Origin of the sequence: Janthinobacterium sp. 344, assembly GCF_900112025.1 — a bacterium.
Taxonomy (GTDB): Bacteria; Pseudomonadota; Gammaproteobacteria; order Burkholderiales; family Burkholderiaceae_D; genus Janthinobacterium.
The window spans coordinates 124197-143594 of sequence record NZ_FOKL01000008.1 but is presented as its reverse complement, the minus strand read 5'-3'; the positions used below and the strand labels follow the sequence as shown (position 1 = coordinate 143594).

Annotated in this window: 19 protein-coding genes; 14 read left to right on the top strand and 5 right to left on the bottom strand. The window is 65.7% G+C overall.

Annotation, left to right across the window (positions count from 1 at the left end):
• The first annotated feature begins 12 nt into the window (after nucleotides 1-12).
• The 5 genes from lolD to BM193_RS20950 all read left to right on the top strand — a co-directional run bounded on the left by lolD (nucleotide 13) and on the right by BM193_RS20950 (nucleotide 3823).
• Complete coding sequence (lolD, locus tag BM193_RS20970) at nucleotides 13-738, top strand: lipoprotein-releasing ABC transporter ATP-binding protein LolD (RefSeq protein WP_092800160.1); 726 nt, start codon at nucleotides 13-15, stop codon at nucleotides 736-738.
• Nucleotides 739-757: 19 nt separating this feature from the next.
• On the top strand, nucleotides 758-1555 hold the full coding sequence (locus tag BM193_RS20965) for a TatD family hydrolase (protein ID WP_092800163.1): 798 nt from the start codon (nucleotides 758-760) through the stop codon (nucleotides 1553-1555).
• A 7-nt stretch (nucleotides 1556-1562) separates the two neighbouring features.
• A complete protein-coding gene (locus tag BM193_RS20960; RefSeq protein ID WP_092800166.1) occupies nucleotides 1563-2804 on the top strand; it encodes a PQQ-dependent sugar dehydrogenase in 1242 nt (413 codons plus the stop codon).
• A gap of 154 nt (nucleotides 2805-2958) precedes the next feature.
• Nucleotides 2959-3348: a Rap1a/Tai family immunity protein gene (locus BM193_RS20955; protein WP_139176261.1), complete on the top strand. Its 390-nt coding sequence runs from the start codon at nucleotides 2959-2961 to the stop codon at nucleotides 3346-3348.
• A 1-nt stretch (nucleotide 3349) separates the two neighbouring features.
• Entirely contained in the window at nucleotides 3350-3823 is a 474-nt protein-coding gene (locus tag BM193_RS20950; protein ID WP_217638505.1) for a T6SS effector amidase Tae4 family protein, read from the top strand.
• Between the two features lie 10 nt (nucleotides 3824-3833).
• On the opposite strand, the gene BM193_RS20945 is transcribed toward BM193_RS20950, so the two are convergent.
• Nucleotides 3834-5819, bottom strand: a complete 1986-nt coding sequence (locus BM193_RS20945; protein ID WP_092800172.1) for a helicase-related protein — start codon at nucleotides 5817-5819, stop codon at nucleotides 3834-3836.
• Nucleotides 5820-6169: 350 nt separating this feature from the next.
• Here BM193_RS20945 and BM193_RS20940 point away from each other — a divergent pair, with 350 nt between their 5' ends.
• Nucleotides 6170-8593, top strand: a complete 2424-nt coding sequence (locus tag BM193_RS20940) for a DNA internalization-related competence protein ComEC/Rec2 (protein WP_092800175.1) — start codon at nucleotides 6170-6172, stop codon at nucleotides 8591-8593.
• A gap of 39 nt (nucleotides 8594-8632) precedes the next feature.
• Complete coding sequence (locus BM193_RS20935) at nucleotides 8633-9394, top strand: hypothetical protein (protein WP_092832491.1); 762 nt, start codon at nucleotides 8633-8635, stop codon at nucleotides 9392-9394.
• A 440-nt stretch (nucleotides 9395-9834) separates the two neighbouring features.
• On the opposite strand, the gene BM193_RS20930 is transcribed toward BM193_RS20935, so the two are convergent.
• Entirely contained in the window at nucleotides 9835-10773 is a 939-nt protein-coding gene (locus tag BM193_RS20930; protein ID WP_092800181.1) for a LysR family transcriptional regulator, read from the bottom strand.
• 150 nt (nucleotides 10774-10923) lie between these two features.
• Between BM193_RS20930 and BM193_RS20925 the strand changes: the two genes are divergently transcribed.
• The 4 genes from BM193_RS20925 to dcd all read left to right on the top strand — a co-directional run bounded on the left by BM193_RS20925 (nucleotide 10924) and on the right by dcd (nucleotide 13976).
• Nucleotides 10924-11685 (top strand): sulfite exporter TauE/SafE family protein, encoded by a 762-nt coding sequence (locus tag BM193_RS20925; RefSeq protein ID WP_092800184.1) that lies wholly within the window; start codon nucleotides 10924-10926, stop codon nucleotides 11683-11685.
• Between the two features lie 24 nt (nucleotides 11686-11709).
• On the top strand, nucleotides 11710-12414 hold the full coding sequence (locus BM193_RS20920) for an HAD family hydrolase (protein WP_092800187.1): 705 nt from the start codon (nucleotides 11710-11712) through the stop codon (nucleotides 12412-12414).
• A gap of 58 nt (nucleotides 12415-12472) precedes the next feature.
• Nucleotides 12473-13273 (top strand): alpha/beta fold hydrolase, encoded by an 801-nt coding sequence (locus BM193_RS20915; RefSeq protein WP_092800190.1) that lies wholly within the window; start codon nucleotides 12473-12475, stop codon nucleotides 13271-13273.
• 133 nt (nucleotides 13274-13406) lie between these two features.
• A complete protein-coding gene (gene dcd / locus BM193_RS20910; protein ID WP_034755486.1) occupies nucleotides 13407-13976 on the top strand; it encodes a dCTP deaminase in 570 nt (189 codons plus the stop codon).
• Between the two features lie 34 nt (nucleotides 13977-14010).
• Here the strand turns inward: dcd and BM193_RS20905 are convergent, their stop codons facing one another.
• Nucleotides 14011-15246: a PrpF domain-containing protein gene (locus BM193_RS20905; protein WP_175533371.1), complete on the bottom strand. Its 1236-nt coding sequence runs from the start codon at nucleotides 15244-15246 to the stop codon at nucleotides 14011-14013.
• A 179-nt stretch (nucleotides 15247-15425) separates the two neighbouring features.
• Here BM193_RS20905 and BM193_RS20900 point away from each other — a divergent pair, with 179 nt between their 5' ends.
• Nucleotides 15426-15767, top strand: coding sequence for a FlxA-like family protein (locus BM193_RS20900; RefSeq protein WP_092800193.1), 342 nt, complete (start codon nucleotides 15426-15428; stop codon nucleotides 15765-15767).
• 29 nt (nucleotides 15768-15796) lie between these two features.
• On the opposite strand, the gene BM193_RS20895 is transcribed toward BM193_RS20900, so the two are convergent.
• Nucleotides 15797-17308 (bottom strand): ATP-binding protein, encoded by a 1512-nt coding sequence (locus BM193_RS20895; protein ID WP_092800196.1) that lies wholly within the window; start codon nucleotides 17306-17308, stop codon nucleotides 15797-15799.
• A 2-nt stretch (nucleotides 17309-17310) separates the two neighbouring features.
• The gene (locus tag BM193_RS20890) at nucleotides 17311-18000 is read right to left on the bottom strand and encodes a response regulator transcription factor (RefSeq protein WP_092800199.1); all 690 of its coding nucleotides are present in this window, start codon (nucleotides 17998-18000) and stop codon (nucleotides 17311-17313) included.
• A 192-nt stretch (nucleotides 18001-18192) separates the two neighbouring features.
• Here BM193_RS20890 and BM193_RS20885 point away from each other — a divergent pair, with 192 nt between their 5' ends.
• Both BM193_RS20885 and BM193_RS20880 read left to right on the top strand, forming a co-directional pair.
• Nucleotides 18193-18708 (top strand): Spy/CpxP family protein refolding chaperone, encoded by a 516-nt coding sequence (locus BM193_RS20885; RefSeq protein WP_092800202.1) that lies wholly within the window; start codon nucleotides 18193-18195, stop codon nucleotides 18706-18708.
• Between the two features lie 27 nt (nucleotides 18709-18735).
• Nucleotides 18736-19398: a hypothetical protein gene (locus BM193_RS20880; RefSeq protein ID WP_092800205.1), complete on the top strand. Its 663-nt coding sequence runs from the start codon at nucleotides 18736-18738 to the stop codon at nucleotides 19396-19398.

Below are 19398 nucleotides of genomic sequence, written 5' to 3'. Positions count from 1 at the left end.
CTGACGACTACCATGACCGATCTGAACAAACCCGCCTCCAATGGTGCATCCGCCGATTCCGCCGTGCTTTCCTGCCGTGGCCTGGGCAAGACCTTCACGCAGGGCAGCTACAAGGTGCAGGTCCTGGCCGGCATCGATATCGATATCCACCGCGGCGAGCGGGTCGCCATCGTCGGCGCCTCCGGCTCGGGCAAATCGACCCTGCTGCATCTGCTGGGCGGTCTCGATACGCCCACCAGCGGCAAGGTGACTCTGCTGGGCAAGGACTTCGCCACCCTCAGCGAAAAGGCGCGCGGCGACCTGCGCAACGCCTCGCTGGGCTTCGTCTACCAGTTCCACCACCTGCTGCCCGAGTTTTCCGCGCTGGACAACGTCGCCATGCCCTTGATGATACGCCGCATGAAGCGCGCGCCGGCCACCGACCTGGCGCAGCAGATCCTCACGCGCGTGAACCTGGCCAAGCGCGTGACGCACACGCCCGGTGAATTGTCGGGCGGCGAGCGCCAGCGCGTGGCCCTGGCCCGCGCCCTCGTCACGCAGCCGGCCTGCGTGCTGGCCGATGAACCGACGGGCAATCTCGATCACGCCACGGCCGAACAGATTTTCGACCTGATGCTGGAATTGTCGCGCACCCTGGGCACGGCGTTTGTCATCGTCACGCACGATATCGAACTGGCCAAGCGCTGCGACCGCGTGCTGCGCCTGACCGATGAAGGGCTGCAGCCTTATCAATACTGAGCAATACTAGGAGTCCGCCATGTGGATCGACACGCATTGCCACCTCGACGCGCATGAATTCGGCGGCGAATCGCCGCAGGTGGCGGCGCGCGCGCAGCAGCAGGGCGTGGCGATGATCGTCGTTCCGGCCGTCGAACGGGCCAATTTCGCCATCGTGCGCGAGCTGGCGGTAGCGGCGCCCAACGCCTGCTATGCGCTCGGTATCCACCCGATCTACGTGCCGCACGCCACCGAGGACGATCTGATCGCCCTGCGCGAAACCGTGGCGCAGGCCATGCATGATCCGCGTTTTGTCGCCATCGGCGAGATCGGCCTCGATTTCTTCCTGCCCATGCTGTGCGAACCGCCCATGCGCGCCAAGCAGGAACACTTCCTGCGCGAGCAGCTGAAGATCGCCCGCGACTTCGACCTGCCCGTGCTGGCGCATGTGCGCCGCTCGCAGGACATCGTCCTCAAGCACGCGCGCCAGATCCGTCCGAACGGCGGCATCGCGCATGCGTTCAACGGCAGCTTCCAGCAGGCCCAGGGTTATATCGACCTGGGTTTCAAGCTGGGTTTTGGCGGCGCGATGACGTTTACGCGGGCCTTGCAGATACGCCGCATGGCCACCGACCTGCCTTTGGACGCCATCGTGCTGGAAACGGACGCGCCCGACATTTCCCCCAGCTGGATCCACCCTGGCCGCAACAGCCCGGAAGAATTGCCGCGCATCGGCGCCGTGCTGGCCGAGTTGCGCGGCCTGCCGCTTGCCGACGTGGCGCTTGCCACCAGCGCCAACGCGCGCGCCGTGCTGCCCCGATTACCCTTGACGGAATGAGACCACAATGCACAACAAGATGATCACCGGCGCGCTGGCCGCCTGCCTGTCCGGCGCCCTTGCACCGGCCATCGCGGCCACTGGCGCCCAGTGCGACGGCATGCCGCGCCTCGACGTGACCACGCCGCCCGGCTTTTGCGTGGCCGTGCTGGCCGACGGCCTGAAATTTCCCCGTGGCGTGCTGCCGCTGACGAATGGCGACATCCTCGTCACGGACATGGCGGGATGGACGCCGAAGCAGGGCAAGCTATGGCTGTTGCAGCGCAAGGCGGCTGGCCCGGGCTATGAGCGCAAGCTGCTGCTCGACAAGCTCGATCGCCCGAATGGCATCGTGCAGGGACCGGACGGCCTGGTCTACGTGGGCGAGGTGGGACGCATCTTCCGCTTCGACCTGCGCGATCCCGCCCGCGCCACCACCGACATCATCGGCGGCACGGCCAAGACGCCGCGCCTGCCGGGACTGGGCTTGCACCTGCTGACGACCATGCGCTTTGGCCCCACGGGCGACCTGTATGTGAACGTGGGTTCGAGCACCGACCATTGCGAGAGCGATGGCAAGGCCCCCGATCCCGCCAAGCCCTGCGCCTCGGCGGAAGGCCCGGAAGCGCTGGGCGCCATCCGCGAATACAAGATGGCCTGGCCGGCCGGCACGGTGACGGGCTGGCGCACGCACGCGCGCGGCTTGCGCAATTCGATGGCGCTGGCCTTCCATCCGGCCACGGGCGAGCTGTGGCAGGCGGAAAACGCGCGCGACGCCATCCAGGCCGCGATGCCGCAGCTGAAAAGCGACGAGAACCTGCCGCATGAGGAACTCAATCTGATCAAGGCCGACCAGCACTATGGCTGGCCCTACTGCTACGACGACAATGTCGCCAGTCCCGAATATCCGAAGACGGCGTGCGCCGCCAAGTACGTGGCGCCGCAGCGCCTGCTGCCGGGCCACGCCGCGCCGCTGGGCATGACCTTCTATACGGCCAGCCGCTACCCGGCGGTGTACAAGAACAGCCTGATCATCGGCTACCACGGCTATCGCGGCAACGGCCACCGCCTGGTGGCGCTGCTGCCCGACAAGGCCGGCGCCCCGCTGGGCAAGTCCGTCGAGTTGATCGGCAACTGGGAGCGCAAGGGCAAGCAGGGCAGGGGCGCGCCCGTCGACGTCAAGCAGGGCCAGGACGGCGATATCTATATGGCCGACGACCATAACGGCCTGGTGCTCAAGCTGCACTATGCGGCGCCGGGCAAGCCCTGACCCGACAACAGCCGCAGCGCCAGCAGTGTCGCCGGATGACGCGCGCCTTCGGACGCGCTAATCCGGCCTACCCGACCTGTGCTTGACCTCGCTCAGTGCGGGGCTGGCGCATTCTCCTACAATCGGCCAGACGTTCCCCACTGACGGGCTGGCCATGCATGTCTCCGTGTTCCTCATCGCGCTGTGCCTTTGCCTGCCAAGCGCGCGCGGGGAGGGCGCAAGCTACCCGCCGGCGCCGCGCCTGAGCGCCGACCGGCTGATCGCCTTTTACCGGGAAGCGCCGCCGCAGGGAGAAACGGCCGATCCCCTTTTCCTGCTAGGCCAGCGCTACGCCCAAGGCTACCTGGCCGGCGTGGCCGATGCGGCGCAGGGCCGGCAGTGGTGCGACACGGGACGCCTGAAAACGCTGGAAATCGACGCGCAGGTCGTGACCGAGTTGAAAAAGCTGCCCGCGCGCGCGCGCCAGGGCGATGCCGCCACCTTGATCGTCGCCATCCTGGCGCGGCGTTTTCCCTGCTCCACTCCACCACCCATGGGAGGCTGACGTGAAACCTGCATTCATCAAGCTGCGTGAAAACTACTCGAGCGTGGCCGCCGTCGACCAGGCGGCCCTGTTCGGTGAAATCGGCTGGGAGGATTTGATCGGCAAGGACAGCTTCGCCAACACCTGCGCCATCCGCGTCAGCCTGGCCCTGATCAAGGCCGGCATCAGGCTGAAAGGCCGCATGGCCATCCGCAAGGGGCCGTTCAAGGGCGCGCTGATCGAACCGGGGCAGGCCAAGCTGGCGCATATGCTGGCCAGTCCGTCGCTGTTTGGCGCGCCCGAAAAATTCGCCCGCGATGCGGCCATCGAAGGCATCGGCCAGCGCAAGGGCCTCGTGGCTTTTTTTCGCATCCCCGGCTACCTGGGCGGCGCGGGCGGGCATATCGATATCCTGCTGCCGTCCGCTGGCGTGAAGATATGCGGCTCCGAGTGCTACTGGACTTGTGCGGAAGTCTGGTTCTGGGAATTGCGCTAAGAGATACGGCCTATTTGAATTTCTTCGAACGACCGCGCGAGGCCGCATTGTGCGCGCGCAGGATGGAATCGACCCTCTCCGACGCGTCGCGCGACAGGTTCTGCGCCACGGCGATGTCGGGGAAGAACTCGGGCAGGCGGTAGCTGAGCCAGGCATACGCCGAGTAGTAGCGGCAGGTGTCTTCCACCTGCTGCAGATTCTGCGTGCCGCCGCCATAGGCGTGCTGGCGCAGGGTGCTCGTTTTTCCCTGCGACAGATTCTTCGCCCAGTGCTCCCACGCCGTCTGCAGGGACGGCACCTTGCTGGAGATCGGCACCAGCGACAAAGTAAATTTGTCGGCCACGGACAAGGGCAGGGTGTCGAGCCACACGGCGCGCTCCTTCTGGTCTTCCGTGATGCGCGGGAAGAAGAAGCCGTCCGGCACGTCGATATTGTGGATGAAGCGGCGCAGCAGTTTACTCAGCGACAGTTCGCCCGTGACGGCCGAAATGCGGTGCAGATGCTCGAGCGAGGGCGCCACGGCAAAGCCGCTGGTGTTCAGCGGGTGCAGCTTTTCCTTCAGCAGCGCGCGCATGACTTCATGCGTCTCGTTGTCATAGCCGGCCACGAGTCCCTCCTCATGCACGCCGTAGCGGCCCGCGCGCCCGGCGATCTGGCGCGCCAGCGCGGCCGAGATCTCCTCCTCTTCGCGGCCATTGTATTTGACGCTGGTGGTCATGACGATGCGCGCGATCGGCATGTTCAGGCCCATCGCCAGCGCATCCGTGCCGACGACGATATCGGCCGTGCCGTCGCGGAAGCGCTGCGCCTGCGCGCGCCGCACTTCAGGCGACAGGTTGCCGTACACGGTGGCTACCGACAGTCCCGTTTCCGTGATCATGTCGCGCCACATCAGCACCTCGCGGCGCGAAAAGGCGATGACGGCGTCGCCGCGGCGCAGGTTGCGTACCTTGCGCACGGCCGTCGGCTCCATCGACAGGGGCGCCATGCGCTTCAATACGTGCACCTCCAGCGGGCAGTCCAGGCGCTCGGCCAGCGCCTCGATGGCGCGCCGCGCTTCCGGCGCCCCCACCAGGTACACCGTGTGGGCGGGCGCGCCGCAGACGGCCGCCGTCCATGCGGCGCCCCGGTCCGGGTCGGCCAGCATCTGGATTTCATCGATGACGGCCACTTCGACGACGGTTTTCGTGTCCAGCATTTCCACCGTGCTGGCGATGTGCGTGGCGCCGTCGACGACCCTGCGCTCCTCGCCCGTGATCAGGCTCACGGCCAGCGGCTTGCCGTGCGGCGCGGCTTCCTGCAGGCGCTCGTAGTTTTCCAGGGCCAGCAGGCGCAATGGCGCCAGGTAGATGCCGCTCTTGGCCTTGACCAGCGCTTCCATCGCGCGGTGCGTCTTGCCGGAATTGGTGGGGCCCAGCAGGGCGATGAAGCGGCGCGGCAGGCGGCGCGCCATCTCGAACGAGGCGGGATACTCGGCCAGGTTGATGCTCTGGCGCGTGCGCGCCGCATGCTGCTCTTCCTGCTGGCGCTCGATGGCGTGGTTGAAGCGCTGGCGGATGCGGTCGAACACCATGCCGGCCGGTTCCGACGTCTGCATGTCGCCCAGGGTGTGCAGGAACAGCATCGGGTCCGCCTCGACATCCTCGCACTGGCCCGCGATATCGGCGACGAAATCCATCACGTGCTGGCGCAGCTCATCGAAGGCGGCCGCGCCGGCCCGCTCGTGTATCAGCGCCTGCTTGGTCTCGCGGTCCATCTTGCGCCACTTGGCAGGCCGCGCCAGCACGCCCTGCGCGGGCACCAGCGCATACGGCACCACCAGATGGCCGGCCTTGACGACCCCGGAAAAGCGCACGAAGACGCGGCCTTCCATTTTCACCAGGCGGACATGCTCGGCCAGTTCCCCCAGTTCCGCGACCAGGGTGGCGTCGTTATTGTCTTCGATACTGTCGGAAAGGTCGGTGGAAGTGGCGGGAGGAAGTGCGGAAGAAGTCATGTCGTGCCTGGGTGTTGGAGTAAGCGAGGCCGATTATACCGTCGATGGCGGCGGGCGGCGGGGGGGCGCCCGCATTCTCAGGCGGCGCGGGTCACGCCCACCTGGCGTTGATGGAAGGCGTGCAAACAGGTTTGCGCAGCTGTCCGTCGGGTCCAAGCAATGTCCGCCACGTCGTGGCGCCTGTACGCCGGAGGGCAATCGTGGCATGGAGAAATTTTTGGCGTGGCGCGGGGTGTACTCGGAGCGCGAGTGCAGTTTTCTGCTGCTCCATTGCGCCAGGTCAGACGACAGGGGCAGGCTACGCGCATAGTGTGGATGCCCTTTTCGCGTCGCGCGACCATTCCGTTCCCATGCGCACCCTGATACTCGGTTTTGCCACAGGTGCCGTCTGGCTGCAGACACAGGCCGGCTTGCCGCCGCACGCGGGCACGCAGCTGCTGCTGATTGTTGCGGCCGGGATGCTGGCGGCATGCCTGCTGCGACGCCATGCGTGCTGGCGCCCGGCTGCCGCGCTTGTCACTGGCATGGGCCTGGGCTTTTTCTGGGCCGCCTGGCTGGCGCAACTGGCCCTGGCACCGCGGCTGGCGCTGGCGGACGAAGGGCAGGATCTGACGATCATTGGCACGGTGTCCAGCCTGCCGTACCGCTTCGAGCAGGGCGTGCGCTTCAATTTTGCCGTGGAACAGGCGCCCGGTGCGAAGGTGCCGCCTTTGATCGCGCTGTCCTGGTACGCGGGGTTTGGCGACGACGTGACGAACGAGGTGGGCGACGTGCAGCCGGGCGAGCGCTGGCGCCTGACGGTGCGCCTGCAGCGTCCGCACGGCAATGCCAACCCTATGGGCTTCGACTACGAGGTGTGGCTGCTGGAGCAGGGCGTGCGCGCCACCGGCTACGTGCGGCCGCAGCCGCGCGCCGATACGCCGAACCGGCGCCTGGCCGCCTTCGTGCCCGGCTTTGGCAATGTGGTGGAAGCGAGCCGCGCGGCCTTGCGCGCACGCATCGTGCGCAGCCTCGAGAATAAACAGTATGCGGGCGTGATCGTGGCGCTGGTGGTGGGCGACCAGCGCGCCATTCCCCAGTCGGACTGGCAAGTGTTCAACCGCACGGGCGTCAGCCATCTGATTTCCATTTCGGGCTTGCACATCACCATGATCGCGGGACTGTTTGCGCTGGGCGCGGGGGCGTTGTGGCGGCGTTCATTTTTTACTGATTGGCAATTGCCCTTACGCCTGCCCGCGCAAAAGGTGGCGGCGCTGGGCGGTGCGCTGGCCGCCTTCCTGTACGTGCTGCTGGCCGGCTTCGGCGTGCCAGCACAGCGCACTTTATACATGCTGATGGTGGTGGCGCTGGCCTTGTGGCTGGGGCGTATCACCAGCATCGGGCATATCCTGTGCCTGGCGCTGGGCGTGGTCGTGCTGCTCGATCCGTGGGCCGTGCTGTGGCCCGGTTTCTGGCTGTCGTTCGGCGCCGTCGCCACGATTTTGTATGCCACGGCGGGGCGCACGCCGGCGCCCGTGCCGGAGAGCGCCGGCCGCTGGCGCCGCCTGCGCGCGGCCGTGGGGCTGGGGGCGCACACGCAATACGTGGTGACGGTGGGGCTGGTGCCTTTGAGCATGCTGCTGTTCTCGCAAGTGTCGCTGGTGTCGCCCGTCGCCAATGCGCTGGCCATTCCCGTCATCAGCCTGGTCGTCACGCCGCTGGCGCTGGCGGGCAGCCTGCTGCCGGCGCCCCTCAGCGATTGGTTGTTGCTGCTGGCGCACGCCATCGTGCAGCTGCTGGCGCAACTGCTGGAATGGCTGGGTGCGCGCCGTTTCGCCGTGTGGACGGCACCCGCGCCCCCGATGTGGAGTTTTTGCTGGTCATTGTTTGGCACGGCCTGGCTGCTGGCGCCACGCGGGTGGCCGCACCGTTGGGCGGGCATGCTGGGCTGGCTGCCGCTGCTGACGGCCTTGCCGTCGAGTCCGCCGCCAGGAACACTATGGGTCACGGCCTTTGACGTGGGGCAGGGCATGGCCCTGCTGGTGGAAACCCACGACCATCGCCTGCTGTACGACACGGGTCCCGCCTACGGCGCCGATTCCGACGGCGCCAGCCGGGTCATCGTGCCGTATCTGCGCGCGCGCGGCATCAGCAAGCTCGACGGCGTCATCATTTCGCACAGCGACCTCGACCACGCGGGCGGCGCCGTGTCCCTGCTGGAGAACGTGCAAGTGGGCTGGCTGGCCTCGTCGCTGTTCGGCGGCCACCCGGCCATCGAGGCGCAGCGCGCGTTGCACCGGCCCTATCTGCACTGCGCGGCCGGTCAAAGCTGGACGTGGGAGGGCGTGCACTTCGCCATGCTGCACCCGCTGCCGGCCAGCCACGCGGACATTTCCCTGAAACCGAACGCGCGCAGCTGCAGCGTCAAGATCACGGCGGGCAAGCACTCGATCCTGCTGGCCGGCGATATCGAGGCGGCGCAGGAAGCGCAGCTGCTGGCGCGCTCGGCGGATGGCGCGCTGGCGGCCGACGTGCTGCTGGCGCCGCATCACGGCAGCGGCACGTCGTCGACGCCTGCCTTCCTGAGCGCCGTGCATCCGGCCCTGGCGATTTTCCAGGTGGGCCACCGCAACCGTTATAAGCATCCGAAGGCGCAGGTGTATGCGCGCTATGGCGAGATGGGCATCACGCGCCTGCGCACGGATGTGGAAGGGGCCGTGGTGCTGGAGCTGGGGGAAGAGATAGCGGTGACGCGGTACCGGGCCAGCCGGCCGCGGTACTGGCATGGGCGATGAGGCGCTACGCCGCATCGGACGCCAAACGGGAGGCTTACTATGTGCGATGCATGCAATCCCTTCGAGCGGCTGCTGGCGAAAGCCGATGCCGCTTACCAGCGCCTGCGTCTGAGCCGGTGGGATCGATATCTATCTCAAGTGGCGCAGCTATCGCCAGCGTTGGCGCAGTCGATGCAGCAGACGGGCATCGGCATGGCGAGTGGCTTGTTTACCGGTTTGATCTTGTTTGGACTGCAATTTACGAGTGATCAGCCTGTTAATGACATGGCCAAGTCGCTACGCTGCAGCTTTATTCTGCATTACCAGGATATTCAAGGGCCCCTGTCCAATCTTGTGCTGTTTCTGGTGGCATGCACCATGCTGCTGGCCGCCGAATGGGGGCGTTTTTTAAGGCAGAAAATGCTGGTGCCCGTCATACACGGCATCTCGCATACCGTCTCCATCACCACGGGGATGTTATTGTCGCTCGTCCTGTCGGAAGTGCTGACGAAGAGTTTTCTGCCGAATGCCCTCCAATGGTTTGGGAGTTTGGTCGTGATTGCGATAGTTTGGATCCTCGCGGTGACGTTGAACGCAGTCATTTATGTTTGTCGCCACGGCGTGGCGGGGCTATGGCGTAAGAAAAGCTGCGTTGGCGACAATTGTCCTGTCGTGCAAAAAAAGTATGAGGTCGTGCACTTTATTTTTCCACTGGTGGGCATTTGTCTCCTCTTTTATATGTGGGGGGATGTCAAGCGGAGCGCCGTGCAGGTGGCGCAAGCCGCCCGGTCCGGCACAGTGGCGGCCTGCGCGGCACACTAGCGGTTTTCATCGTCGCTGCAGCCGCCATCCTGGCGGAAAAAACCGGCCCTGGCGCATGGATTGTCGCCTCCACGTCCCGATCATCTGATCCGGCCGGCCCACGCCGCCGCTATCGGCACCATCAAGGCTCTGGCTGCAAGCCGGCTCCCCTCGCAGGGGGGCAGTTTGACCGGGCGCCTGTGGTGCTGGCCATGCTGGCCGCCGATGGGGCAAAAGAAAAGGCCCATGTGCATGGCCCGGTCCGCGTTGCGGCGTCGGCGCGGGGACAGGGGGGGGGGCTGGCGCGGGCGCGCAGCGACCAAGAGCCTATCCCCGTAGATGACTACCTCTCTTGCAGGCGCCCCTCAGAAGCGGGGACTGCGTTGTTCGTCGTCGCGTGGCTCGCCACGCGTCTTCCTCGCTGCCCGCGCTCCTGATGTGCTGCTGGCAAAAGACGCTCCCTACCGGGATAGGCTCGAGGTTATTCTTTCATCCGGTATCTCCATCCCCCTTTTCTTCACATATTCCAGGAACAGCCGCGCGCCCTTGGCCATCCGCGAGGTGCCATACACGGCATGGATGCTGGGGTCGAGTTCCTTCGACGACGTCAGCCGGTACGCCGTGCAGACCCGGCGCAGGGTGCCGGCGGCGACTGACGGTTCCGCCAGCCAGCTGGCCAGGCGCACGATGCCGGCGCCTTCCAGGGCCGCCTGGAAGGTGGCGATGCCGGAGGTGAAGCGGAAGCGGGGCTGCACCTGGTAGCGCACGTTGCGTTCGTCGGAGACGAAATGCCAGTCGCGCAGGATGCGCGGGGCCGAGTGCATGATGATGTCGTGGCCGGCCAGCTCTTCCGGTTCCGCGGGCGCGCCCATGCGTTCGATGTAGTCGGGCGAGGCGTACATGTAGCGCCGGTAATTCCACAGCGGGTAGCCGATCAGCTCGCTCGACTGGGGGAAGGCGCCGCGGATGGCAAAGTCCAGCTTTTCCTGGATCGGGTCGATCGATTTGTCCGAGAAATGGATGTCCACGGAGACGTTCGGATAGTCGCGCGAAAACTGCGCCACGACTTTCGGCAGGAAGCCCAGCGAGAGGATTTCCGGCGCCGAGAGGCGCACCCAGCCTTGCGGCGAGTTGCTCAGTTCGGCCAATTGGTCTTCCGCCTCGGCCTGCGTTTCCAGCAAGTGCTTGGCCGAGGCGTAATACGTTTCGCCGGCCGTCGTCAGGGTGAACTGCTTTTGCGTGCGCAGGATCAGTTCGGCGCCGATGGCGTCTTCGAGGAACTGGATGGCGCGCGTGACGGCCGATGGCGACCTGCCCAGCATGCGCGCCGCGTGGATGAAGCTGCGCTTTTCCACGACCGTGCAAAAGGCGCGGATTTCCCACATCAGTTTCATCGACATCGCGCGCTCCCGGCAAAAAAGGCCAGTAGACCGCACGGGGCGCATTCCGTCAAGCGTTACGCCAGATTGCGTTTTCCGCAATTTGAAGTTGCATCCGGAAAAATCCACGGCGCCTATACTGCCGCTGTCGCCCCTTTTCCCTTGCCTGTCATGCTGACCATCTCACTGCTGTGTTTATTTGCCTTCTTTGCCGGCCTCATCGATGCGGCCGTGGGCGGGGGCGGGCTGATCCAGCTGCCGGCCCTGTTCAACCTGATGCCGAACATGGCCTCGACGTCCTTGCTGGGCACGAATAAATTCGCCTCCGCCTGCGGCACCACGTTCGCCGCCCGCTCGTTTGTGGGCAAGGTGCATATCCCGTGGCTGCTGGTGCTGCCGGCCGTGGCCAGCGCCTTCGTCATGTCCTTCATCGGCGCGGCCGCCGTGTCCTACGTGCCGCAGCAGGTGGTGCGCCCCATGGTGCTGGTGTTGATCATCATCATGGCCATCTACACCTTCATCAAGAAGGATTTCGGCAGCATGCGCGAGTCGCGCCCCATCGGTCCGCGCGAGCGCATCCTGGCCATCGTCATCGGCGGCGCCATCGGCTTTTATGACGGCCTGTTCGGGCCGGGCACGGGCAGCTTCTTGATTTTCCTCTTCATCCGCGTCTTCGGCTTCGATTTCATCCTCGCCTCGGCCTGCTCGAAACTGGTGAATATCGCCACCAATATCGCCGCGCTGGCCTTCTTCATTCCCGCCGGCCACGTGGTGTACGCGGTGGCCGCGCCGATGGCCGTGTGCAATATCCTCGGCGCGCTGACAGGCACCTGGATCGCCGTGCGCCGTGGCGCCGCCTTTGTGCGCATCCTCTTCCTCGTGCTGCTGGTGCTGCTGATCGTGAAATTATCCTACGACATATTTTTCAAGTAATTGCCCGTACGTGGAAACCTAGCCATGAAAACCATTCAGGGTGTGCTGTGGGACAACGATGGCGTGCTGGTCAACACAGAGCAGCTGTTTTACGAAAGCAACCGCGACTTGCTGGTGCCGTACGGCATAGACTTGACGCCGAAGCAGTTCTTCGACTGGTTCCTGGACAATAACTACGGCGCCTGGCATGTGCTGCTGGGACAGGGCCACGCCATCGAACTGGTCGACCGCCTGCGGGCCGAGCGCAGCCGGCTGTTCGCCCGGCGCCTGCGCCAGGCGCGCCAGCTGGCCATGCCCGGCATCGGCTCCGTGCTGGCGGCGCTGCGTCCGCATGTGGCCATGGGTGTCGTCACCAGCGCGTATGCGCAACATGTTGAGATCAGCCATGCGGCCACGGGGCTGCTGCCGCATTTCGACTTCGTCCTGACGCGTGAAATGTATGACGAAAGCAAGCCTGCGCCCGATGGCTATCTGCTGGGCTTGCAGCACCTGGGCCTGGCCGCCACCGATTGCGTGGCCGTGGAGGATTCGCCGCGTGGCTTGCGCGCCGCCAATGCGGCTGGGCTCGAATGCATCGTGTTGCGCAATCACATGAACCGCGATTACGCGTTCGACGATGCCTTTTGCGTGGTCGACTCGGTGGCCGAGCTGGGCGCGGTGCTGGCCGCCTTCGTGCCCGGCATGGCGCTGGCCTGCCAGCCAGGCCAGCAATTAGAGGCCTCCCTCTGATCCGTCTCGCCGGCATGCCATTACAATTGCCTATCGCATTTACCGGCACCGCCCCACGATGACACTCCCGCAGTTGCACTTTGCCCACGCCAACAGTTATCCTGCCGGCACCTACCGCAAGCTGTTCGGCTTGCTGGGCCGGCACTACGCCGTGCAGGCGCTCGACATGCATGCGCACGACCCCGCCTACCCCGTCAGCACGGGCTGGCCCGAGCTGGTGCGCGAGTATATCGACGACCTGGAACGCCGCTACAGCGCGCCCGTGATCCTCGTCGGCCATTCGCTCGGCGGCATGCTCAGCGTCATGGTGGCCAAGCAGCGGCCCGACCTGGTGCGCTGCGTCGTCCTGCTCGATTCGCCCGTGGTGGCGGGCTGGCGCGCCTTGCTGGTGCGTCTGGCGCGCAACACGGCGCTGGGCGAACGCTACTCTCCCGCCCGCTTTTCCGCCCGGCGGCGCATGCTGTGGCCCGACGCCCGGGCGGCATACGAACACTTCGCCGCCAAGGACATGTTCGCCATCTGGGCGCCGCAAGTCTTGCGCGACTATATCGACAGCGGCCTGGCGCCCCATCCGGACGGGGTGCAGCTGCGCTTTACGCGCGAAGTGGAGACGGATGTCTACCGTGGCTTGCCGCATCACATCGGCAGCCTCGTCAAGGATGGCTTGCCGGTGCCCATCGGCTTTATTGGCGGCACGGCATCGGTGGAATGCCGCCAGGCGGGCTTGAAGGCCACGCGCAAGCTGGTCGGCCCGTTTTTCCGCCAGGTACCCGGAGGCCATCTGTTTCCCATGGAAAATCCTGAACTGACGGCGCAAGTGGTGCGCGAGATGATCACTTCCTTGCTGGCGAAACAATAAGCCATCGCCGGGGATTTTCACCAGGCAAGGGCCAACAGCGGCGGATTTTCGCGTAAAATCCTGCCATTCGGGCCGCGCCTGCAGCAGGCGCGCCGGCCCAGCCATTCCGATATTCTAGAAAGATACCCCTGCGATGACGATTAAAAGCGACAAATGGATACGCCGCATGGCGGAAACGACGGGCATGATCGAGCCGTTTGAACCGGGCCAGGTCAAGGAACGCGACGGCAACCGCATCGTTTCCTACGGCACCTCCAGCTATGGCTATGACATCCGCTGCGCCGACGAGTTCAAGTTGTTTACCAACATCAATACCACCATCGTCGACCCGAAGGATTTTGACGCGAACAACTTCGTCGACGTGTCGGGCAAGGGTTATTGCATCATCCCGCCGAATTCGTTCGCGCTGGCCCGCACGGTCGAGTATTTCCGCATTCCCCGCAACGTGCTGACGATTTGCCTGGGCAAGAGCACCTATGCGCGCTGCGGCATCATCGTCAACGTCACCCCGTTCGAGCCGGAATGGGAAGGTTATGTGACCCTGGAGTTTTCCAACACGACGCCGCTGCCGGCGAAAATCTATGCCAACGAAGGCGTGGCGCAAGTGCTGTTCTTCGAATCCGATGAAGTGTGCGAAACCTCGTACAAGGACCGCGGCGGCAAATACCAGGGCCAGGTGGGCGTGACCCTGCCAAAGACCTGATGGTGTTTTGCAGGGGCGGGGCGCCAGCCCTGTCCTAGATCTGACTCAGCAGCCAGGCTGTCAGCGCGGCGGACGCCTGGTACAGCGGCACATGGCCGCGCAGCAGGATTTGTGCGCTGCGCCGGTAGGCCGCGCTGCGAATGGTTATGTGGCCGGTAGCCGCATCGCGGCGCGCCACGATGGTGGTGCCGAGGATGCCGGCCGGGTTGTCGATGCCGATGTCGATATCGGTGTCGTCGCTTCCCACGGATGGCACGCCGCGCGCGGCAGCGTGCGCCACCGTTCCCGCTATCAGGCATGCGGCCGCCAGGCAGCAGCCACCGGAGACGGCCAGCGAGGCGTGGCCCGCCTGCGGCGTGAAGTAGCGCACTGCAATATTTCCCTCTCCTGACGCCGGCCCCACGATGCAGAATTTGGGGATGGTTTCGCTGCGCGCCAATTCTTCCAGCGTCATCAATTGCCCATCGCGCCTGCGCAAGCCCATCATGAGTCCCGCCGCGCTCCACACTTGCCGGATGGCATCCATGAAGACCTGGTCCGCTTCCAGCGCCGCGATGGGTTCATGCGCCGTCTTGCCGAACTGTTGCGCCGATGCGATGACCATGGGCACGGCCACGTCCACGCAAGAGACGTCATAGCCGAGGACCTTGTCCCGCGCCTTGCCCGTCGGCAGCAGCTGTCCCGTCTTCGCGCCCACGGGGTCGTGCATGAACAGGTCCACGCGGGGAAATCTGCCTGGCACGCCGGGAATGCCGGCCGTCGCAAAGCTGCCGTCGCGCTCGCGCGCCATGCGCGAGGTGGTGATGACGCCCGTGTTCGTGTTGCGGATATCGATGGCGTGCGTGCCGATGGCCAGCGCCTCGATGACGCCGCTGTCCAGCCCCCACAGTTGCAGGGCGGACGACATATTGCCGCAGTTCACGCTCCAGTCGATATCGGGATGCCCGCCGGCCAGCTGCGCCAGGGTGCCGACCAGGCGCGCCTGTCCCGCATGCTGTTCCACGTCGGCGAGAAACACCTTGTTGCTGGTGGGCGCGCCGCGTCCCAGTCCCGTGATTTGCCGGTTGCCCGGCAGCTGGCCGGACTGGGGCGCGCCCATCAGGTGCCGCAGCAATTCCTCGCGCAGCGCCAGGTCGGCCGGGACGCAGGCCGCATGCAGCACCAGCCCTGTCGAGGTGCCGCCACGCATGTGGTGCACGGGAAACTCGATCACGCCGCAGCGCTGGCGGGGAACGAGGTCGGGCAGGGCCGGCAGCAAGGGCGTTTTCATGGTTGATCAGGCGCAAGGAAGGAAGTGTCAGTGTGCCAGCCTTTCGTGCTTGGGCGCAAGCGTGCAGGGGATGGGAAGGCAGCCGTCTTTACCTGCCTTTACGTGGCTTTACACTGGCCGCACTACGTCCGCGCCGGCCCTTGCCGTTAACTGCAGTATTGACATACACAGGAGGCAATATGGTAGCGGCAATCGGTTCAGGCGGTTCGGTGAGCGCGGCCGGCAGCGGCAGCGCGGGCAGCGCTACGCAGATCGCGGCGCTGCAAAAGCAGATCACGGCGGCGCAGAAGCAATTGACGGAGTCGCAAAAGGGCGAGCAGACGGACGCTGCGCAAAAGCTGCAGCAGCAGCTGGCGCAGCAGATCCAGGCCTTGCAGGCGCAAATTGCTCAGCTACAAGCGGCGGCTGCGCAACAGGCGGCGCAGAAAGACACGCAAACGTCCAGCAGCGCCGATACGACGACGAGTCCCGTCAAATCGGCCTCGTCGACCCTGGGCAGCATCATCGACACCCAGGCATAGCGCGGGACCATGCCAGGCGGGCTGGAAGGTCAGCCAGGCCTCTTCACGGGCAACAGCATTTCCACGCACAGGCCGCCACTGTGGCGCAGGCTGGCGGCGATGTGCCCGTCATGGGCGCCGATGACGTGCCGGGCGATGGCCAGGCCCAGGCCGTGGCCTTCCGTGCTGTGCTGGGTATTGCTGGCACGGAAGAAGGGTTCAAATATGCTGGCCAGGTCGGCCTGCGGCACGCCCGGCCCACGGTCCAGGACGGCAATGCGCAGTTGCTGGCCGCCGTCCTGCAGCGCGATATCCACTTGTACGGTTTCCCCATCCGGGCTGTGCTTGACGGCATTGCGCACCACGTTTTCCACGGCGCGCGCCAGCAGTTCGGGCTGGCCCGTGATGACGGTGTCGGCACCGGCCGCATTGCCCGTGATGTCGATGGCGACGTGGCGCGGCTCCGCCTCATAGCGGGCATCGTCGACGATATCGTGGACCAGGTCGGCGATGCAGATGTCTTCGCTATGCGCTTGCACGGCCCCCGCTTCCAGCCGTGACAGGGTCAGCAGTTCGCCGATGAGCTTATCCATGCGCTCGCTTTCACGTTCGATGCGCTGCATCGAGGCGGCCATCTTGTCCGGCTGCTGGTGCGCCAGGCCGATGGCGGCCTGCAGGCGCGCCAATGGCGAACGCAGTTCGTGCGAGACGTCGTGCAGCAAGCGCGTCTGGCTATCCATGAGGTTGCGCAAGCGTCCCGTCATGCGGTCGAAATCGCGGCCCAGATTCGTCAGTTCATCGCCGCGCTTGCCGCTGGTGTCGAAGCGCGGCGCCAGATCGCCGTTCGAGGCGGCCTCGAACGCTTGCCGCAAGTCGCGGATGGGGCGCGCAAAGTACCAGGCCAATAAAAAGGCGAACAGCAGGCTGGCGGCGATGGCCGCCGTGAGGGGAATGAAGGTGCGGTAGGGACTGTCCATGCGCGGACCGGGCGGCATGCCGCCCATGCCGCCCATCTCGCGTGGCTGGCGCTGGTAGTCGGGGCGCGCTGACGCGGCGCCGGCCTCGGCGGGACGGGGACCGGGCGGCATGCCGCGCGGTCCCGTCATCGTCACGGCATTGAGCGTGTCGCGCGCGGCGCCGGCCTCGGCATTGCGAAAGCGTTCGGACGAGGGCAGGAACAGCAGGTAGCGCACGCCATCGCTGCCGTCCGCCTCGCGCACCACAGGATGCGGCGTGTCTTGCGCCAGCAGCGCGCGCGCCTTGCCCAGCATGGCGGGATGGACCTTGCGGCCCATCAGTTCGTGTCCCTGCGCATCGACGGCAAACACGCGCATGCGTCCCATCTTGCCGAGGAATTGCTGCAAGGCCTTGCTGCCGCCCGCCTCGAGCGTGGCGCTGGCCGCTTCGATGGCCATCTGCGCGGGAGGACTGGTGTCGATGTCGAGCGCCCGTTCCTGCTGCGCGGCCCGGTTTTTCAGCCAGAACGTGCCGCCGATGCCGATGGTGGCCGTGACTTGCGCCAGCATGATGCACAGGAAAAATTTCCAGAACAGGCGACCCACGCTTATTCCTTGATCAGTTGATAGCCGAGCCGGTACACGGTCTGCAGGCAGGAGCGGCCATCGGCCAGGCTGCCCAGCTTGCGGCGCAGGCTGCTCAGGTGCACGTCGATATTGCGGTCGAAGCGGGCCATGGGCCGTCCCAGTCCCAGCTCCGACAATTGATTCTTGCTCACCGGCTTGCCTGCATGGCGCACCAGCACTTCCAGCAGATTGAATTCCGTGCTCGTCAGTTCCAGATGCGTGCCGGCCCAGGACGCGCGGCGCTGCTCCGGCCACATCGTCAGCTGGCCCACGGCCAGCGGCGCCACGCCCGCGGCGTCGTGCGGCACGGCTTGGGCGCGGCGCAGGATGGCGCGGATGCGCGCCGTCAATTCGCGCGGCGTGCACGGCTTGGTCACGTAATCGTCGGCACCCAGTTCCAGGCCCACGATGCGGTCCGTGTCATCGCCGCGCGCCGTCAGCATCAGGATCGGCAGGTTGCTGCCGGCGCGGATGCGGCGCAGGGTTTCCAGGCCATTCATGCGCGGCATCATGACGTCGAGGATGGCGATGGCATACAGGCCCGTCAGCGCTTCGGCAGCGCCGCTTTCGCCATCGTGCACGGCCTTGGCGTCGAAGCCTTCCTGCGTCAGGTATTCCTGGAACATGCCGACTAGCTCGACGTCGTCGTCTATTAACAAAACCTTGCTCATGCCTGTGCTTTTTCGGGTGAATATCGCCCGATGATAGCAGTCAAACGGGGCTGTTCAGCGGTGTTTTACCCGCTTTTACACACTTCTGCTTACATTCCGATGCTTTCCTTTACGCGCTTTTACGCCGTCCTAACGTTGCTTTACACGCCAGACGCCGACAATCAAGGCTGATCGCCACCAAAGGAAAGCCCGATGAAATATCTGAGTATCGCCGTATCCCTGTTGCTGTTGTCCGCCTGCAGCATGCCGCTGGTGGCTTTGGCCCAGCAGGCGTCCGCGCCCGATGGCCCGCCGCCGCACGCCATGGACGGGCCGCCGCCCGGCCCCGGCTTCGGCCCCGGCCCCGGTCCCGGTCCCGGTGCCGGTCCCGGCCCCCAAGGTTTGCCGCCTTTTCTGCGTGGCATCGACCTGAGCGAAGCGCAGCAGGACAAGGTCTTTGCCGCCACCTATGCCCAGGCGCCATTGCTGCGCGAACAGCAGAAGATTGCCTTCAAGGCCCATGCGCAGCTGCGCGCCATGGCCGCGTCCAGCGCTTACGACGACGCGCAGGCCGGCGCACTGGCCAGCACGGCGGCGCAAGCCATGGCGACGATCAGCCTGCAGCAGGCGCGGCTGGAGCAGCAATTGCTGGCCGTGCTGACGCCGGAGCAGCGCAAGCAGGCGGAGCGGCAGCACGACCAGCACCCAGGCCCGCGCCGTCCCCAATAACACGCCAACACCACAGGGAGTATCAACATGAGCATCAGTGCCTTGAGTTCCAGCAGCGCCGCCAGCCAGTTGAGCGCATTCAGCCGCCTGAGCGGCGGCAGTAGCGCCAGCAACACCAGCGGCGTGGGCGGCACGCCGCCGCAAAAACCCGATGATGGCGCCTTGCTTGACGCCATTTCCAGCGCCTTGTCCGCGATCGGCGTGAGCGCCAGCGATGGCGAGAGTGACGGCACGACGGATGCCGCCGCCAGCGGTACCGGCGGCAGCGACGCCAGCCAGGCGCTGGGCGCCTTCTTGCACCAGTTGATGGGCAGCCTGCACGCGCAGAGCGGCGCAGCGGCCGGTGAACAGGAAGAGGGCGGCGCACCGCCATCGGGGCCGCCGCCCGGCGGTGGCGCGCGCGCTGGCGGCCCTGGCAATATCGAATCGGACTTGCAAAGCCTGCTGCAAAAGCTCTCGGCCTCCGCCAGCGACGGCACGGAAAGTACGGATAGCAGCGACAGCGCCGTGACCGACCTGCAATCGAGTTTTGCCAGCCTGATCAGTGCGCTGGGCGGCGATGCCAGCGGCAGTGGCGGCAGCAGTAGCAAGCTGAGCAGTTTCCTGCAGGCGCTGTCGGGCAGCCTGGGCGCGGCGAATGCGGGCGGCAGCCTGTCTTCCAGCGGCAACCTGGTCAATACAACGGCCTGA

Excerpts from the sequence above, each read along its gene's own strand:
- BM193_RS20890 (WP_092800199.1), bottom strand. The coding sequence starts at position 18,000 with ATGAGCAAGGTTTTGTTAATAGACGACGACGTCGAGCTAGTCGGCATG.
- dcd (WP_034755486.1), top strand. The coding sequence starts at position 13,407 with ATGACGATTAAAAGCGACAAATGGATACGCCGCATGGCGGAAACGACG.
- BM193_RS20955 (WP_139176261.1), top strand. The coding sequence starts at position 2,959 with ATGCATGTCTCCGTGTTCCTCATCGCGCTGTGCCTTTGCCTGCCAAGC.
- BM193_RS20965 (WP_092800163.1), top strand. The coding sequence starts at position 758 with ATGTGGATCGACACGCATTGCCACCTCGACGCGCATGAATTCGGCGGC.
- BM193_RS20915 (WP_092800190.1), top strand. The coding sequence starts at position 12,473 with ATGACACTCCCGCAGTTGCACTTTGCCCACGCCAACAGTTATCCTGCC.
- BM193_RS20940 (WP_092800175.1), top strand. The coding sequence starts at position 6,170 with ATGCGCACCCTGATACTCGGTTTTGCCACAGGTGCCGTCTGGCTGCAG.
- BM193_RS20900 (WP_092800193.1), top strand. The coding sequence starts at position 15,426 with ATGGTAGCGGCAATCGGTTCAGGCGGTTCGGTGAGCGCGGCCGGCAGC.
- BM193_RS20935 (WP_092832491.1), top strand. The coding sequence starts at position 8,633 with ATGTGCGATGCATGCAATCCCTTCGAGCGGCTGCTGGCGAAAGCCGAT.
- BM193_RS20905 (WP_175533371.1), bottom strand. The coding sequence starts at position 15,246 with ATGAAAACGCCCTTGCTGCCGGCCCTGCCCGACCTCGTTCCCCGCCAG.
- BM193_RS20925 (WP_092800184.1), top strand. The coding sequence starts at position 10,924 with ATGCTGACCATCTCACTGCTGTGTTTATTTGCCTTCTTTGCCGGCCTC.
- BM193_RS20880 (WP_092800205.1), top strand. The coding sequence starts at position 18,736 with ATGAGCATCAGTGCCTTGAGTTCCAGCAGCGCCGCCAGCCAGTTGAGC.
- BM193_RS20930 (WP_092800181.1), bottom strand. The coding sequence starts at position 10,773 with ATGTCGATGAAACTGATGTGGGAAATCCGCGCCTTTTGCACGGTCGTG.
- lolD (WP_092800160.1), top strand. The coding sequence starts at position 13 with ATGACCGATCTGAACAAACCCGCCTCCAATGGTGCATCCGCCGATTCC.
- BM193_RS20885 (WP_092800202.1), top strand. The coding sequence starts at position 18,193 with ATGAAATATCTGAGTATCGCCGTATCCCTGTTGCTGTTGTCCGCCTGC.
- BM193_RS20920 (WP_092800187.1), top strand. The coding sequence starts at position 11,710 with ATGAAAACCATTCAGGGTGTGCTGTGGGACAACGATGGCGTGCTGGTC.
- BM193_RS20960 (WP_092800166.1), top strand. The coding sequence starts at position 1,563 with ATGCACAACAAGATGATCACCGGCGCGCTGGCCGCCTGCCTGTCCGGC.
- BM193_RS20945 (WP_092800172.1), bottom strand. The coding sequence starts at position 5,819 with ATGACTTCTTCCGCACTTCCTCCCGCCACTTCCACCGACCTTTCCGAC.